We start from the raw sequence: 14,860 nt of genomic DNA on the forward strand, positions 1-14,860 counted from the left end.
GCGCCGCTGCTACAGGGGGTGCACGGCGTGGTTACGCATTTCGTGGGGATTCGCGATCCCCTGTAGCAGCGGCGCGAGCCGCGTCCGGTTTCAACGCAGGGCATCTGGCACGCTGCAGGCGCCGTCGACGCGGCTGGCGCCGCTTGTGGACCTCCAACAAATGTGTGCGATCAGCGGCTACAATACCAAGCAAGCTAGGCAATGAGAGCGACCGCCGAGGCGCCGCTCAGCCATGGGCGAACCGCTCTAGACCGCCACTTTCGATTGAAACACGAAGTCACTTGGGGCAGTCTTGCACGCAGAACGAACGGATCCTCGCTGCAACCCGCGTGTGCGGCCGTATTGACACTCATTCGACGCCACTGCTAAACATTAACTACCCAGTTAGTTTTGCCTCTCCTCCGCGCTCGCAAGCTTGCCTGCAGGGGGTAGAAACGAAGCCAACGGTTCCAATGCTTCATAATAAAAACAACGGAGACACAGCATGGCGCATGCTCAGTCAGAATCGCACGGCTCGCAGCAAACCAAGAAGGCCACCGCCAGCGGATGGGTCGGTTCCGCCCTGGAATACTACGACTTCTTCATTTATGCCCAAGCCGCGGCGCTGATTTTCCCGCAGATCTTTTTCCCCAACACCGACCCCAAGGTCGCCATCGTTGCCTCGCTGGCCACCTACGGCGTGGGCTATGTTGCCCGCCCCATCGGTGCGTTCTTCCTGGGCCACTGGGGCGATACGCGCGGCCGCAAGAATGTCTTGCTGCTGTGCATGTTCCTGATGGGTTTCGCCACCATGGCCGTGGGCCTGCTCCCCACCTACAGTCAGGTCGGCCTCTGGGCTCCGGCCATGCTGGTGGTACTGCGCCTGATCCAGGGCTTCGCGGTGGCGGGGGAAATCTCCGGGGCCAGTTCGATGATTCTCGAACATGCGCCCTTCGGCAGACGAGGCTACTACGCCAGTTTCACCTTGCAGGGCGTGCAGGCCGGACAGATCTTCGCCGCGGCGATCTTCCTGCCCCTGGCCTACTTCATGCCGGATGAAGCGTTCAACTCATGGGGCTGGCGGATTCCGTTCCTGCTCAGCGCCGTGGTGCTGATCGCCGGCTACATCATCCGTCGCGAAGTCAATGAAACCCCGGCTTTCGAAACCGTGGAAGCGCGCGCTGCCATCCCCAAATCCCCGGTCGTCGAAGCGTTCAAGCACAGCTGGCGCAACATGGGCCTGGTTATGTGCATGGCGCTGATGAACGTCATTCCGGTAGTGGCCACCATCTTCGGCGCGGCCTACGCCGTGCAACCGGCCTACGGCATCGGTTTCGCCAAGAGTGTGTACCTGTGGATTCCGGTGGTCGGCAACATCGTCGCGGTGTGCGTGATTCCCTTCGTGGGCAATCTCTCCGACCGCATCGGTCGTCGTCCGATGATCATCGGTGGCGCGCTGAGCTCGGGCATTCTGTCGTTCTTCTACCTGTACGCGATCAGCATCCACAACGTGCCCTTGGCGTTCGGCATGTCGATCCTGATGTGGGGCGTGTTCTATCAGGGCTACAACGCGGTGTTCCCAAGCTTCTACCCAGAGCTGTTCCAGACCCGCTATCGCGTGTCGGCCATGGCCATCTCGCAAAACGTCGGCACCTTGATCACCGCCCTGTTGCCAGCACTGTTCGCAGCGATGGCGCCGCCCGGCTCCACCAACATTCCCATGGTGGTCGGCTCGCTGGCCCTGGGTGTGTGCTGCATCGCAGCGCTGGCAGCGTTCACCGCCAAGGAGACCTACCGCATCCCCATGGCTGATCTGGGCAAACCCGATGCTGCGGCGGTGGATTCCCAGGAATATGAGCGCAGTCGTCAGCAGGCGATAAGCTCGGTGCGTTGATCCGCTGACCCTCACCACCAGAAGGCCCCTGCAACCGCAGGGGCCTTCTGCATTCAGCCGCCCGGATTGGTGTATTGCGCATACACCGCGAAAACCCCGAGTATCGCCCACAGCACGCTGAACAGAAACGGCGACCTCATCGAGAACATCAACGCCCCGCGCCAGCGTTTCTCGTTCGACTCGCGCTCGCTGAACAGCGGTGATTCGTCATAGGCCGCGCCCATGGCCGGCTCGCTGTCGAGCAACTGGCTCTGCTTGAAGTGCCAGTGATCGATGATGTCGTAGGCCGAACGAATGCCCGGCCATGCGTGCAGCGAACTGACCAGACCGAACAGCGCCAACAACGGCGGCACGACCAGGGTAAAAAGCTTGCCCCACTCCGGGTTCAGGTTGGCCATGGACGAAGCGTAGGCGATGACCAGGAACGACTGCGCGGAGAGGTAGGCGTCGGTGCGGTTGGAAAGGATGGAGGTTTCGTACTGGATTTCCTTGCGGTAGAAGTCCAGACGGTCCTTGGGGGTACCGAACATCAACACATCGGCCTTGGCATCGGCCGGGGGCGTGACGTCGTCGACAATGATCTTCGACATGGGTGCATTCCTCTTGCGCTAAGGCTCATAAGAAGGCCATTCGCCCAGTTGGTTCAGCCGCTTCCGATAGGACCGCGGTCCTTCAGGTACACCGCATGCGCCGCCGACGCGGCTTGCGCCGCTGCTACAGGAGTTCGCGAGGCCACCGGTACACGCAGAAAGACCTGCGAACGCAGGGAAACATCCACTTACACCTTTTGCAACTCGTCAGGTCATATGACATCCTAACTCATGCTTGAATAACCCACTGTTCCATCCACAAAAACAACAAAGGGAATTCACCCATGACGAGTACCCACTCGCTCGAAAAGAAGGCGGCCGCCCCCACGACTCGCCTGGGCAGGCTCGCCAAGATCGTCGGACCGGGCATCATTGCCGTCCTGTCATGGCTCGGCGCAGGCGACCTGATCACCTCCTCCGTGGCCGGCGCCAACTATGGCTACGCGATGATGTGGGTGCTGGCGGTGTCGCTGCTGCTCAGATTCCTCATCGTCAACATCATTGCCCGCTTCCAGCTGTGCAACAACCAAGGCATGACCATCCTGCAGGGCTACGCGCAACTGCACCCCTTCTTCGCTTGGTTCATGCTGGGGTACGCCCTGATCATGGGTCACCTGACCAATGCGTACATGATCAAGGGCGCTGGGGAAGCACTGGCCACCCTTCTGCATATCAATCAACCGTTGCTCGCCTCCTTCGCCGTGGTACTGGGCGTGTGGCTGCTGGTAGGTCGCAACATCTACTCGCTGATCGAAGGCGTCATGAAAGGCTTGCTGGCCCTGATGACCCTGGCGTTCATGGCGCTGGCGATCATGTCCAAACCCGATGTGGGCGGCATCCTGGCCGGAACCATCGGTTTCAGCATTCCGCCGGATGAAGGCGTGCACGGTGCCCTTCTGGTAGCCGTTTCGGTGATCGGTGCGGTGGCCGGTTCGATCGCCAACTTCGTGCACCCCTACGTGATGCGCCAGAAAGGCTGGGTCGGCCCGGAACACAAGCGCATCCAGCGCAACGACCTGCTGTTCGCGGTGTTCGTCGGGATCATCATCAACCTGGCCATCTGGGTGGTCGGCGCGGAAATCCTGCGTCCCAACGGTATCGAAGTGAAAACCCTGGACGACCTGGGCGCGGCGCTGCAGATGTTCTTCGGCACCGGCGGCTGGTTGATCTTCTTCGTCGGCGTGTTCGCTACCTTGTTCGCCAGCATCGCCGGCAAGACGACCGCCTTCCCCATGCTGATCACCGATGCCTTCCAGCACATCCGTCCCGAGCGTCGCGAGAAGTACGGCAAGGAATTCCATCACGATCCGATGCACAAGTGGTTCCTGCTGTTCATCCTCGTCACGCCGCTGGTGTGGTCGCTGCCGGGCATGCCTGACTTCGTGACCCTGACCATCGGTGTTAATGCGCTGAACATCATCGGCCTGCCAGTGATCTCCCTCGGCCTGCTGATCATGTCCAACCAGAAGAAGTTGCTCGGCAACTACCGCAACAACTGGTTCGAGAACATCGCCCTGGGCTTCGCCACCATCCTCGCCGTATGGGTCGCCTTCCAGCTGGGCTCGCAGCTGCTCGCCTGACCCTGCTACTGCGGACTGTGTCCGCAGTGCGCCTTTCGCGGCCAACGCTTGTTTATCGGGCATGCCGTTCGTCGGTACGCGGGCACCACTGACGTGTGCCCGCAGCCCAATACATGACGCATTCACACGAACAAGGAGAGCTCCATGAAAAGCCTGAAACGCATCAACGCAGCCCTGTTGGCAGGTCTGCTGGCCGCCGCTGCCGTACCGGCCATGGCCGACAACAGCACCGGTCCGACCAACCCCGCCGCCAAAGGCACCGTGCCCTCGGCCGTAGGCGTACCGTCCGGCACTGGCACCAACATGCCCAATGGCAACACCGACGGTTCCAGCGCGCCGCGTGACGGCACCAGCACTCAGATCAAGCCACAGAACACCGGCAACCCGGAAGGCAGCTCCATGGGCGGCGCCGTGACCAAGCCAGAGTCCGGAAGTCATGACATGGGTGATGGGACTGGCTCTGAAGGCGGCAAGCTCTGATTGACCCTGCACGCTTGAGCCTAGGGAGAATGATATGAGCGAACACAAGACACCTGCGCTGAACGATGTCGACCGTGACACCAGCAGTGCGGCCAACGCCACGCCCAATGACCCGGCGCTTGACCCCGCCGTCCGCCCTGATTCCAACGATCCGACCACAGCCGAAGGCAATCGCTTCAGTCCGGACTTCAAGTCCGAGCCGGAAGTCGATCCTTCGACCAGTGCGGACGATGAGGAAACAGACGCCGATATCGACACCACTGGCGGCTGACCGCCGCTCCCCTTCGAAGGCCGCTCAGCGGCTGATGCGGCTGCGCTCGTTGCGTACGTCGAAAATCAGCTGCCGTGCGGCCTCCGAGCTGATCAGGCCCTGCTCCCTGAACCTCTCGACCTTGCCTATGATCTGCACTGCAGCCTGATCCAGGTCTCTGGAGGCGGCGGTGTGCAGATTGCGAATCTCCCGAAAGATGATCTGATCCACGGGTTCATTCTGCTCGGTATCCCCGCCCGCGCCGTTATCAAGCATTTCCACATCTCCCTGCATCGGTTCACGATGGGGGGGCGTCCAGCCTGTCCCCCATTCAACCTAGATGTGTACCCCGAGCGAACGTGCCTGTGCAATAGCTCTCCCTGAATCAGTCGCCCGGCGGGGGAATATTCCCGATCAACGTAGCGCAGCTCCTCCACTGGTCAGGGTGCAGTCGGTGGGATGTACGCCAGCGTAGTGCCCAACGCCCAGAGCAGAAACAGCACCAACGGCGCGTGTACCAGCAGTTGCACGAACGAGAAGCCGATCAGGTCGCGTGCCTTCAGGCCCAACACACCCAGCAACGGCAGCATGTAGAACGGGTTGATCAGGTTCGGCAAGGCTTCGGCAGCGTTGTAGATCTGCACCGCCCAGCCCAGGTGGTACTGCAAATCGTTGGCCACCTGCATGACGTAGGGCGCCTCGATGATCCATTTGCCCCCACCCGATGGGATGAAGAATCCCAACACCGCCGAATACACGCCCATGAGCATCGCATAGGTATCGTGGGAGGCGATCTGCACGAAGAAGGTCGAGATGTGGTGAGCCAGGGTCTGCGCGTCGCCGCCCTTGACCGTGGTCATGATCGCGGCGATGGAGCCGTACAGGGGAAATTGAATCAGCACACCGGTGGTCGTCGGCACGGCACGCGCCACGGCATCGAGAAAGCTGCGGGGACGCCAGTGCAGCAGCAGGCCGAGCATGATGAACAGGAAGTTATAGGTATTGAGCCCCGAGATGGCCGTAATCGCCGGCTTGGTGGAGAACTCGTGGAACAGCCACCCTGCGGCGAGCAACACCAGGAAGATAGTGATCAGCGGACTGTATTCCAGCCATTCACCCGGTCGGCTGCGCTTGCTCAGCGGCGGCAGGCTGAAAGCCGGGTCGACGCCGCACCCCTGGGCATCGCGGGCCGAGTTCGGGCCGGGCGCGGTGGCATAGGCGACCACCAGCGAAACAACTACCAGCGCGAGCAGCAGTACGCCTGATTGCCAGAGGAAAATGGTCTGGGTGAACGGGATGACACCGGTGATGGACAGGATCGACGGCGGCAGGCTGGCCGGGTTGGCCTGCAACTGCGCCGCCGACGATGACAGCCCCAGGGCCCAGACCGCGCCCAGACCCAGGTACGCTGCAGCGCCGGCGGCGCGATAGTCCATGCGCAGATCGGTGCGTCGCGCCAGCGCGCGCACTAACAGGCCGCCGAACACCAGAGACAGGCCCCAGTTGAGCAGCGACGCCACCATCGAGATCAGTGCCACCCAGGCCACTGCCGAGCGTCCATTGCGCGGGATGCGCGCCAGCCGGTCGATGAGTTTCACGGCGGGCGGCGAGCTGGCCACGACGTAGCCGCCGATGACCACGAAGGCCATCTGCATGGTGAACGGAATCAGGCTCCAGAACCCGTCGCCGAACGCGGTGGCCGTGGCCGTCGGCGTGCCGCCGATGGCCAGCGCGCCCAATGCGACCAGCAGCACCGCCGCGGCGGCGAATACGTAGGAGTCGGGGAACCAGCGCTCGGCCCAGCTCGAACAGCGCAGGGCGAAGCGAGCGTAGCGGCTCTCTTCCAGGTGTGCGGACATGGTGGTGTTTCCTTGTTTTTATAGTTGGAGAGCTGCAGGTTTTGGCAGGAAGTTTTCAGAAACTCATTTCGATCACATCGTCGGCAATGATCAACTTGCCGGCCGTTTTCGCCTTGATTTCATCGATGCTGACGCCAGGCGCCCGCTCCTTGAGGATGAACGCACCGTCTTCGATCTCGAGATAAGCCAAGTCGGTCAGCACCTTGCGAATGCAACCAGCGCCGGTCAGCGGCAGGGTGCACACAGGCAGCAGTTTCGACTCGCCGTCCTTGGACGCGTGGGTCATGGTGACGATGATGTTCTCCGCACCGGCCACCAGGTCCATGGCCCCACCCATGCCCTTGACCAGCTTGCCGGGGATCATCCAGGAAGCGATGTTGCCCTGCACGTCCACCTCGAAGGCGCCGAGCACGGTAAGGTCGACATGACCGCCGCGAATCATCGCGAACGACTGCGCCGAGTCGAAGATGGAGGCGCCCAGGCGCGCGGTCACGGTCTGTTTGCCGGCATTGATCATGTCGGCGTCGACGGTGGCCTCGGTGGGGAATTCGCCCATGCCGAGCAGGCCGTTTTCCGATTGCAGCATCACGTCGATGCCAGGTGGCACGTAGTTGGCCACCAGGGTCGGGATGCCGATGCCCAGGTTCACGTAATAACCGTCCTGCAGTTCGCGCGCCACGCGCTGGGCCATCTGTTCGCGGGTAAGTGCCATGGAAAAAACCTCGTGGGAAACAGCGCAGAAAGGAAACGATCAGGCCTTGAGCGTGCGCTTCTCGATGCGCTTCTCGAAGGTGCCCTGGATCACCCGGTCGACATAGATGCCTGGCGTGTGGATATGCTCGGGCAGCAACACGCCCGGCTCGACGATCTCTTCGACCTCGACCACGGTGATGCGTCCGGCACTGGCGGCCAGCGGATTGAAGTTCTGTGCGGTATGACGATAGACCACGTTGCCGAAGTGGTCGGCCTTCCAGCCTTTGACGATGGCGAAGTCGCCGGTGATGGCTTGTTCCAGGATGTACTGGCGGCCATTGAATTCGCGCACTTCCTTGCCTTCGGCAATCGGTGTGCCGTAGCCGGTGGCAGTGAAAAACGCGGGGATGCCAGCGCCGCCGGCGCGCATCTTCTCGGCCAAGGTGCCTTGAGGGGTCAGTTCGACTTCCAGTTCGCCATCGAGCAACTGCCGCTCGAACAGCACGTTTTCGCCCACGTAGGAGGCGATCATCTTGCGGATCTGCCGGTCTTCGAGCAGTACGCCCAGACCGAAACCGTCGACGCCGCAGTTGTTGGACACCACCGTGAGATCGCGCACGCCCAGCCGCTTGATCTCGGCGATCAGGTTCTCCGGAATGCCGCACAAGCCGAACCCGCCGGCCAGTACCGTCATGCCATCGCGCAGGCCATCAAGCGCCTGTGCGTAGGTTGCCACTCGCTTATCGAGTCCAGCCATGATCGTTAGCCTTTTATTGTTTGTCATGGCGCCGTCCGTGCCGCGACGGCGTGGGTGCAGGTATCTTCTCCCCGCACGGCTAATTTGTTAATTTTGTTTTTCTTCGGTATTGATTGGTTTTCCAAATAGATGAACGTCAAACAGCTCCGCGCCTTTCTCGCCGTGGCCCAGGCTCTGAGCTTTGCCCAGGCGGGCGAAAAATTGCACCTGTCCCAGCCTGCGCTGAGCCTGACCATCAAGGGTCTGGAAGAAGACCTGGGCGGCGCGTTGCTGATCCGCACCACGCGCAGCGTCAGCCTGACGCCCGAAGGCGAAGCCCTGCTGCCGCTGGCCCGGCGCCTGCTGGCGGATTGGGACAACACCGAGGAGTTGCTGCGCCAGCACTTCACCCTGCAATTAGGCAAGGTGTCCATCGCGGCCATGCCGTCGTTCGCCGGCAACCTGTTGCCTGGGGCACTGCGGATCTTTCGCGACCGCCATCCACGGGTCAATGTCGCGGTGCATGACGTGATCAACGAGCAGGTGGTGGAGATGGTTCGTCACCGCCGCGTGGAACTGGGCATCGGCTTCGAGCCGGAAAGCACCTCGTCATTGGTGTTCACGCCCTTCTACACCGACCGCTTCGTGGCCGTGGTGCCGGCCGATTCGTCGCTGGCCGAGCAACCGGTACTGACGTGGGCAACCCTGCTGGCCCATGATTTCATCGCGCTGCAGCGACCTTCCGCGGTCCGCCTGCTGCTGGAAAGCGCCGTCAGCGAGGAGCACGGCAAACTGGCGGTGGCGTTCGAAAGTCACCAGTTGAGCACCATCGGGCGAATGGTCGCCCATGGCCTGGGCGTCAGCGCGGTACCGGCCCTGTGCATCGAGCAGATGCACGAGCTGGGCGCGCGCTGTGTGCCGCTGGAGTCGCCCAGCGTCGAGCGCCGAATCGGTCTGATGCGCTTGCCGGACCACAAGCTTTCGGCCGCCGCACACGCGCTGATGGAAGTGCTGCTGGAGCACACGGCCCACCGTCGCCAATGACCCTGTCACCCGACGGTTTGAACCGCAGCCCGATGACACTGCCCAACCCACAGGCTCCGTGTAGCAGCGGCGCGAGCCGCGTCGGCGGTCCCCGCGGTATTGTGACCCACCGCGTCAAGGCCGGACGCGGCTTGCGCCGCTGCTACAGGGCGCTCAATTCCTTTTCCATCGAGGAGCATTGTGATGAACAGCATTGATCTGGCCGGCAGGTCGGTACCACGCATTGGCCAGGGCACCTGGCGCATGGGGGAAGATCCGGCCCGTGCCCGGCAGGAAATCGCCGCGTTGCAGGAAGGCATCGACCTGGGCCTGACCTTGCTCGACACCGCCGAAATGTACGGAGAAGGCGGCTCTGAAAAAATCGTCGGCCAGGCCATCCAGGGCCGCCGGGACCAGGTCACGCTGGTCAGCAAGGTCTACCCCCACAACGCCAGCCTCAAGGGCGTGGCGCAAGCCTGCGAGCGCAGCCTGCAGCGCATGCAGGTGGAGCACATCGACCTGTACCTGCTGCACTGGCGTGGTCAGTACCCGCTGAGCGAAACGGTGGACGCCTTCGAGCGTCTGCGTGAACAGGGCAAGATCGGCGCCTGGGGCGTGTCGAATTTCGATGTCGATGACATGATCGAGCTGAACGACGAACGCTGTGCGACCAACCAGGTGCTGTACAACCTGGAAGAGCGCGGCATCGAGTTCGACCTGCTGCCCTGGTGTGCCGAGCGGGCAATGCCGGTTATGGCTTACTGTCCGATTGCACAGGGCGGCCGCTTGCTCGACCAACCGGTGTTGCGCCAGGTTGCGCAGCGCCACGGGGTGACGCCGGCGCAAGCCTGCCTGGCCTGGGTCATTCGCCGTGAAGGGGTGATCGCCATCCCCAAAGCGTCCACGGCCGAACATGTGCGCCTGAATGCCGCCGCCCTGCACATCAAACTCGATGCCGAAGATTTCTCCGCGCTGGATCGAGCCTACCCGGCACCGCAACGCAAGCAGCGGCTCAACATGGTCTGAAGCACCCGCATGCCGCCGACCGAGGCGCCGTCAATCGTCCAGCGGTTGCGGCGCCTTGCTCGGTTTCGCGGCCTTGGCGGGCTTGTTCGTCGGTTCCTGCGCGGCGGCTGCGACCGGAGCAGGCGCATTGGCCTCCTTCTCGGTTGCAGGCAATTGATCGATGGTACTGAACAACTGCGCAGGCTCCACGTAGCCCGACTGTTCGAGCTTTTTCTCGCCATCCTTGCCCAGCAGCACGAACTTCTGACTGGAACCGGCGCCCAGCTTCAAATCACGGATCAGGGACATGGTCGCCTGCGGGTCGAGGTCCTTGCCGTCACGCTGGCCGATGGTATTGATCACGGTGTAGAGCACCATCCCGCGCTGCTTGAAGCCGTCGCGGTTGGCGGGCTCTTCCAGCGCCTTGCGCAGTTTCAGCAGGTTGGGATCCACCGAACTCGGGGCGATCACCACCAACGGCCGGGCCCGTCCACGGTCCTGGGCCAGGGGGCTATCACCGTCCGCGGCCAGCAGCGGCGCGGCGAAGGCGAACAGTGAGGCGAGGGTCAGCGACCGGATCATCATGCTCCATCTCCTTGACGTATCGATGGCCCATCATTACAGAGATTTCGCCCCCGTGCGAGCCGGGGCCAGGCGAGCGATCAGGCTGCCGCCGAACACGTTGATCACCAGCCCCACCATCACCAGCGCACCACCCCACCACTGCAGGGCGCTCAGCCGCTCGCCGAGAATCCAGGCCGAGGAGCTCAAGCCCACCACCGGTACCAGCAACGAAAACGGTGCCACCTTGCCCGCCGGATAACGCGACAGCAGCTTGCTCCACAGGCCATAACCCAGCACCGTGGCGATCGCGGCCAGGTACACCAGGCTGCCGATGGACTTCCAGCCGATGCCCAGCAGCGACCGTTCGATCAGCGCCGGCCCTTCCAGCCACAGCGACAGCGCAAAGAACGGCAGCGGCGGAATCAGCGCGCCCCAGATCACCAGCGCGACCAGGTCGATATTGCCGAAACGGCGGGTAATGATGTTGCCCATGGCCCACATCGAGGCTGCGCACAGGGTCAGCAGTACGGCCACCAGTGGTGTGGCCTGATCGCTTTCCAGGCCGATCATCGCCAGCCCGCCTGCCGCCACCAATAGCCCCACCACACTGGCCGCACGCAGGCGTTCGCCAATGAACAGGGCGGCGAAGAACAGCGTGAAGAACGCCTGGGATTGCAACACCAGCGACGCCAGGCCCGCAGGCATGCCGTTGGCCATGGCCTCGAACAGAAAGGCGAACTGCCCCAGGGAAATGGTCGCGCCGTAGGCGATCAGCCAGCGCAGCGGCAGGTTCGGACGGCGAATGAAGAACACCGCGGGAATCGCCACCAGCGTGAAGCGCAGGCCGCCCAGCAGCATGGGAGGCAGGCCGTCGAGGCCGTAACGGATCACCACGAAATTCAAGCCCCAGACGACGATCACGATCAAGGCCAACATCAGGTCTCTAGGTGCCACGGTACCTCCACAGGTTCAGGTCAGTCCGCTCGGGGCAGCCGATCCCCCACGGGATGGCGACTGCACGGGTCAGCCGGATCATTCTTGCCCATCGCAGCCCCAGACGGGAACCTGTTTCAAAACTTTTCTAAACCGGGTCGGGCAGCCTGGCGTTCCGTGGCGGCCCTCGCTTGAGCTAAAGTGCAATCACAATGCCATTTCAGGGGGTCCGTCGATGCGCGTGTTCTGGGTAATGCTGATTGCAGTGGGCTTGTCGGGTTGTACCTCGTTTCGCGCCGATTCGGAGCACCTCAAGGCTGTCCCGGCAGATCGTTTGTCAGCCTGGCAACAGACCCTGGCGCCGTCGAGCGAACTGGTGGTGGACCGCGACATCGGCATCATGGGCGGCGGCTGCTACGTCGCGCTGCTGATCGACCGCGAACCGGCGGCGTTGATGGCCGTCGGCGAGGTGGCCACCTTTCAACTGCCGCCTGGCGAACACATCGTCGGCATCACCACCGACAAGCAAGGTGGCATGCTCTGCAGCAAGGGCCGTCTGAACCGCGAACTGCGCCTGCAGGCCAACCCAGGCGAGCGCCAGCACCTGCGTATCGTCAGCGAAGCCAAGAGCGGCTTCGGTATCGTTCTGGACCCGCGCTGATTGCGTCGACACACCTTCTCCCCCGCTGATCTGATCAGGAGTCGCCATGCCCAACCAGCCTCTGCACCATAACGCACATCAGCAGCCCATCGGCCACGCGCTGCCCGACTGGACCGCGCGCCCTCGCCCGGCCCATGCGGTGATCGAAGGCCGCTATTGCCGCCTCGACCCCTTGAACGTCGCGGCCCACGCCGAGGATCTGTTCCAGGGCTATTGCCAGCAGAGCGACGGCAGCGACTGGACCTACCTGCCCGTCGGACCGTTCGCCGACCTCGACAGCTATCGCACTCACCTGCAAACCGCGGCAGCCAGCCAGGATCCGCAACACTGGGCGGTGATCGATCTGCGCAGCCAACGGGCCGTGGGCACGCTGGCCTTGATGCGCATGGACCCGGCCAATGGCGTCATCGAAGTGGGCCATGTGACTTTCTCGCCGTTGATGAAACGCACCCCCGTGTCGACCGAAGCGCAGTACTTGCTGATGCGCCTGGTGTTCGATGAGTTGGGCTACCGGCGCTACGAATGGAAATGCGATGCCTTGAACGCGCCCTCGCGCAAGGCCGCCGAGCGCTTGGGCTTCAGCTTCGAAGGCATCTTTCGCCAGGCACTGGTGTACAAGGGCCGCAACCGCGACACCGCGTGGTTCTCCATCATCGACAGCGAATGGCCAGCGCGGCGCGCGGCATTCGAACGCTGGCTGGCGACGGAGAACTTCGACGGCTCGGGCGAACAATTGACCGCATTGACCGCCTGTCGCCAGCAGGATTGAGAAACCCGGCTATCCTTGCGACTGGCGAAATGAATCGCCTCGTTGCTCACCACCCGCAGCTCCTCATTCACAAAAAAGAGAGCCGACGCTTGAAACTCGAACCCTTGCCAAAGTCGCTGATCGCCGTTGCGTTCGCGCTGGCCCCCACCTGTTTGTTCGCCGCCTCCCCCGCCCCCGTCGCCGCGCAGAACGGCATGGTCGTCACCGCACAGCAACTGGCCACCCACGTTGGCGTGGACGTGCTCAAGGACGGCGGCAATGCCGTCGACGCTGCCGTCGCCGTGGCCTACGCCCTGGCCGTGGTCTACCCGGCCGCCGGCAACATCGGCGGCGGTGGCTTCATGACCCTGCAGATGGCCGATGGCCGCAAGACCTTTCTGGACTTCCGCGAGAAGGCCCCACTGGCCGCCACCCCGGACATGTACCTGGACAAGGCCGGCAACGTCATCGAAGGCTTGAGCACCGACGGCCACCTGTCGGTGGGCATTCCAGGCACCGTCTCGGGCATGGAGCTGGCCCTGCAGAAATACGGCACCTTCAAGCGTGCCGACCTGCTCGCGCCAGCCATCAAGCTGGCCGACGAGGGCTTCACACTCGGTCAGGGCGACGTCGACCTGCTGGAAACCGCCACCGAGGATTTCCGCAAGGACAGCCAGGACTCGGCGAAGATCTTCCTCAACCAGGGTCAGCCGTTCAAGGCCGGTGACAAGCTGGTGCAGAAGGACCTGGCACGCACCCTGCGGGAGATTGCCGACAAGGGCAACGCCGGTTTCTATCAAGGCTGGGTGGCCAAGGCCATCGTGGATTCGAGCCAGGCCGGCAAGGGTATCATCACCCAGGCCGACCTCGACAAGTACAAGACCCGCGAGCTGGACCCCATCGAGTGCGACTACCGCGGCTACCACGTGATCTCCGCGCCACCGCCCAGCTCCGGCGGCGTGGTCATCTGCCAGATCATGAACATTCTGCAGGGCTACCCCATGGCCGAACTGGGCTATGGCTCGGCGCAGGGCATGCACTACCAGATCGAGGCCATGCGCCACGCCTATGTGGACCGCAACAGCTACCTGGGCGACCCGGACTTCGTCAAGAACCCCATCGCTCACCTGCTCGACGCCAACTACGCGACGAAGATCCGCAACAGCATCTTGCCGAACAAGGCGGGTGTCTCGGCCGAGATCAAACCGGGCGTGGCGCCCCATGAAGGCAGCAATACCACCCACTACTCCATCGTCGATCAGTGGGGCAATGCGGTTTCGGTCACCTACACCCTCAACGGCTGGTTCGGCGCACGGGTCATGGCCAGCGGCACCGGCATCCTGCTTAACGACGAGATGGACGACTTCACCTCCAAGGTCGGCGTCGCCAACATGTACGGGCTGGTGCAGGGCGAAGCCAACGCGATCGCGCCCTACAAGACGCCGCTGTCGTCCATGAGCCCGACCATCGTCACCAAGGACGGCAAGCCGGTGATGGTGGTCGGCACGCCCGGCGGCAGTCGAATCATCACCGCGACCTTGCTGACCATGCTCAACGTCATCGACTACGGCATGGACATCCAGCAGGCGGTCAATGCGCCACGCTTCCACCAACAGTGGATGCCCGACGTGACCAACCTGGAACACTTCGCCATCAGCCCGGACACGCGCAAGATCCTCGAGAGTTGGGGCCACAAGTTCGGCGAGCCGCAGGACGCCAACCACCTGGCAGCGATCCTGGTCGGCGCGCCTTCACTGGGTGGCAAGCCCGTCGCCAACAACCGCTTCTACGGTGCCAACGACCCGCGCCGCAACACCGGCCTTGCCGAAGGCTATTGAGCCAATGAACACGCGGTTGGGCCAGTG

Annotated in this window: 16 protein-coding genes; 9 read left to right on the forward strand and 7 right to left on the reverse strand. The window is 62.9% G+C overall.

Annotated elements, in window-relative coordinates; all coding sequences use genetic code 11:
* Positions 1–484 precede the first annotated feature (484 nt).
* On the forward strand, positions 485–1,873 hold the full coding sequence (locus tag B2V21_RS13675; RefSeq protein WP_049860144.1) for an MFS transporter: 1,389 nt from the start codon (positions 485–487) through the stop codon (positions 1,871–1,873).
* 53 nt (positions 1,874–1,926) lie between these two features.
* On the opposite strand, the gene B2V21_RS13680 is transcribed toward B2V21_RS13675, so the two are convergent.
* On the reverse strand, positions 1,927–2,463 hold the full coding sequence (locus B2V21_RS13680; protein ID WP_049860143.1) for a hypothetical protein: 537 nt from the start codon (positions 2,461–2,463) through the stop codon (positions 1,927–1,929).
* A 284-nt stretch (positions 2,464–2,747) separates the two neighbouring features.
* Between B2V21_RS13680 and B2V21_RS13685 the strand changes: the two genes are divergently transcribed.
* The 3 genes from B2V21_RS13685 (at position 2,748) to B2V21_RS13695 (ending at position 4,794) form a co-directional block, all read left to right on the forward strand.
* On the forward strand, positions 2,748–4,043 hold the full coding sequence (locus B2V21_RS13685; RefSeq protein WP_049860142.1) for an Nramp family divalent metal transporter: 1,296 nt from the start codon (positions 2,748–2,750) through the stop codon (positions 4,041–4,043).
* Between the two features lie 144 nt (positions 4,044–4,187).
* Positions 4,188–4,523, forward strand: a complete 336-nt coding sequence (locus B2V21_RS13690) for a hypothetical protein (protein WP_049860141.1) — start codon at positions 4,188–4,190, stop codon at positions 4,521–4,523.
* A gap of 34 nt (positions 4,524–4,557) precedes the next feature.
* A complete protein-coding gene (locus B2V21_RS13695; protein WP_286917127.1) occupies positions 4,558–4,794 on the forward strand; it encodes a hypothetical protein in 237 nt (78 codons plus the stop codon).
* A 24-nt stretch (positions 4,795–4,818) separates the two neighbouring features.
* Here the strand turns inward: B2V21_RS13695 and B2V21_RS13700 are convergent, their stop codons facing one another.
* From B2V21_RS13700 to B2V21_RS13715, 4 genes are all read right to left on the reverse strand, one after another.
* Positions 4,819–5,049, reverse strand: coding sequence for a hypothetical protein (locus tag B2V21_RS13700; RefSeq protein WP_049860139.1), 231 nt, complete (start codon positions 5,047–5,049; stop codon positions 4,819–4,821).
* A 164-nt stretch (positions 5,050–5,213) separates the two neighbouring features.
* Entirely contained in the window at positions 5,214–6,632 is a 1,419-nt protein-coding gene (locus B2V21_RS13705) for a short-chain fatty acid transporter (protein WP_286917128.1), read from the reverse strand.
* Positions 6,633–6,687: 55 nt separating this feature from the next.
* Positions 6,688–7,344, reverse strand: a complete 657-nt coding sequence (locus B2V21_RS13710) for a CoA transferase subunit B (RefSeq protein WP_049860138.1) — start codon at positions 7,342–7,344, stop codon at positions 6,688–6,690.
* Positions 7,345–7,383: 39 nt separating this feature from the next.
* Positions 7,384–8,082, reverse strand: coding sequence for a CoA transferase subunit A (locus B2V21_RS13715; RefSeq protein WP_286917129.1), 699 nt, complete (start codon positions 8,080–8,082; stop codon positions 7,384–7,386).
* A 129-nt stretch (positions 8,083–8,211) separates the two neighbouring features.
* Here B2V21_RS13715 and B2V21_RS13720 point away from each other — a divergent pair, with 129 nt between their 5' ends.
* Together B2V21_RS13720 and B2V21_RS13725 are read left to right on the forward strand one after the other, a co-directional pair.
* The gene (locus B2V21_RS13720; protein ID WP_122742063.1) at positions 8,212–9,105 is read left to right on the forward strand and encodes a LysR family transcriptional regulator; all 894 of its coding nucleotides are present in this window, start codon (positions 8,212–8,214) and stop codon (positions 9,103–9,105) included.
* A gap of 183 nt (positions 9,106–9,288) precedes the next feature.
* A complete protein-coding gene (locus tag B2V21_RS13725) occupies positions 9,289–10,110 on the forward strand; it encodes an aldo/keto reductase (RefSeq protein ID WP_286917130.1) in 822 nt (273 codons plus the stop codon).
* Between the two features lie 30 nt (positions 10,111–10,140).
* Here the strand turns inward: B2V21_RS13725 and B2V21_RS13730 are convergent, their stop codons facing one another.
* Both B2V21_RS13730 and B2V21_RS13735 read right to left on the reverse strand, forming a co-directional pair.
* Positions 10,141–10,674 carry a DUF4174 domain-containing protein gene (locus B2V21_RS13730; RefSeq protein ID WP_286917131.1) on the reverse strand — a complete coding sequence of 178 codons (534 nt, stop codon included), beginning with the start codon at positions 10,672–10,674 and terminating at the stop codon, positions 10,141–10,143.
* A gap of 33 nt (positions 10,675–10,707) precedes the next feature.
* Entirely contained in the window at positions 10,708–11,589 is an 882-nt protein-coding gene (locus B2V21_RS13735) for an EamA family transporter (RefSeq protein ID WP_049860133.1), read from the reverse strand.
* 232 nt (positions 11,590–11,821) lie between these two features.
* Here B2V21_RS13735 and B2V21_RS13740 point away from each other — a divergent pair, with 232 nt between their 5' ends.
* The 3 genes from B2V21_RS13740 (at position 11,822) to ggt (ending at position 14,833) form a co-directional block, all read left to right on the forward strand.
* Positions 11,822–12,247 carry a 3-isopropylmalate dehydratase gene (locus tag B2V21_RS13740; RefSeq protein ID WP_286917132.1) on the forward strand — a complete coding sequence of 142 codons (426 nt, stop codon included), beginning with the start codon at positions 11,822–11,824 and terminating at the stop codon, positions 12,245–12,247.
* Positions 12,248–12,293: 46 nt separating this feature from the next.
* Positions 12,294–13,016 carry a GNAT family N-acetyltransferase gene (locus B2V21_RS13745; RefSeq protein ID WP_286917133.1) on the forward strand — a complete coding sequence of 241 codons (723 nt, stop codon included), beginning with the start codon at positions 12,294–12,296 and terminating at the stop codon, positions 13,014–13,016.
* A gap of 89 nt (positions 13,017–13,105) precedes the next feature.
* Positions 13,106–14,833 carry a gamma-glutamyltransferase gene (gene ggt / locus B2V21_RS13750; protein ID WP_286917134.1) on the forward strand — a complete coding sequence of 576 codons (1,728 nt, stop codon included), beginning with the start codon at positions 13,106–13,108 and terminating at the stop codon, positions 14,831–14,833.
* Positions 14,834–14,860: the final 27 nt, after the last annotated feature.

This window comes from Pseudomonas sp. UBA6276 (genome assembly GCF_002438365.1).
Classification (GTDB): domain Bacteria; phylum Pseudomonadota; class Gammaproteobacteria; order Pseudomonadales; family Pseudomonadaceae; genus Aquipseudomonas; species Aquipseudomonas coleopterorum.

Excerpts from the sequence above, each read along its gene's own strand:
- B2V21_RS13690 (WP_049860141.1), top strand. The coding sequence starts at position 4,188 with ATGAAAAGCCTGAAACGCATCAACGCAGCCCTGTTGGCAGGTCTGCTG.
- B2V21_RS13730 (WP_286917131.1), bottom strand. The coding sequence starts at position 10,674 with ATGATGATCCGGTCGCTGACCCTCGCCTCACTGTTCGCCTTCGCCGCG.
- B2V21_RS13705 (WP_286917128.1), bottom strand. The coding sequence starts at position 6,632 with ATGTCCGCACACCTGGAAGAGAGCCGCTACGCTCGCTTCGCCCTGCGC.
- B2V21_RS13685 (WP_049860142.1), top strand. The coding sequence starts at position 2,748 with ATGACGAGTACCCACTCGCTCGAAAAGAAGGCGGCCGCCCCCACGACT.
- B2V21_RS13710 (WP_049860138.1), bottom strand. The coding sequence starts at position 7,344 with ATGGCACTTACCCGCGAACAGATGGCCCAGCGCGTGGCGCGCGAACTG.
- B2V21_RS13725 (WP_286917130.1), top strand. The coding sequence starts at position 9,289 with ATGAACAGCATTGATCTGGCCGGCAGGTCGGTACCACGCATTGGCCAG.
- B2V21_RS13735 (WP_049860133.1), bottom strand. The coding sequence starts at position 11,589 with ATGTTGGCCTTGATCGTGATCGTCGTCTGGGGCTTGAATTTCGTGGTG.
- B2V21_RS13745 (WP_286917133.1), top strand. The coding sequence starts at position 12,294 with ATGCCCAACCAGCCTCTGCACCATAACGCACATCAGCAGCCCATCGGC.
- B2V21_RS13680 (WP_049860143.1), bottom strand. The coding sequence starts at position 2,463 with ATGTCGAAGATCATTGTCGACGACGTCACGCCCCCGGCCGATGCCAAG.
- B2V21_RS13700 (WP_049860139.1), bottom strand. The coding sequence starts at position 5,049 with ATGCTTGATAACGGCGCGGGCGGGGATACCGAGCAGAATGAACCCGTG.
- B2V21_RS13715 (WP_286917129.1), bottom strand. The coding sequence starts at position 8,082 with ATGGCTGGACTCGATAAGCGAGTGGCAACCTACGCACAGGCGCTTGAT.
- B2V21_RS13720 (WP_122742063.1), top strand. The coding sequence starts at position 8,212 with ATGAACGTCAAACAGCTCCGCGCCTTTCTCGCCGTGGCCCAGGCTCTG.
- B2V21_RS13695 (WP_286917127.1), top strand. The coding sequence starts at position 4,558 with ATGAGCGAACACAAGACACCTGCGCTGAACGATGTCGACCGTGACACC.
- B2V21_RS13740 (WP_286917132.1), top strand. The coding sequence starts at position 11,822 with ATGCGCGTGTTCTGGGTAATGCTGATTGCAGTGGGCTTGTCGGGTTGT.
- B2V21_RS13675 (WP_049860144.1), top strand. The coding sequence starts at position 485 with ATGGCGCATGCTCAGTCAGAATCGCACGGCTCGCAGCAAACCAAGAAG.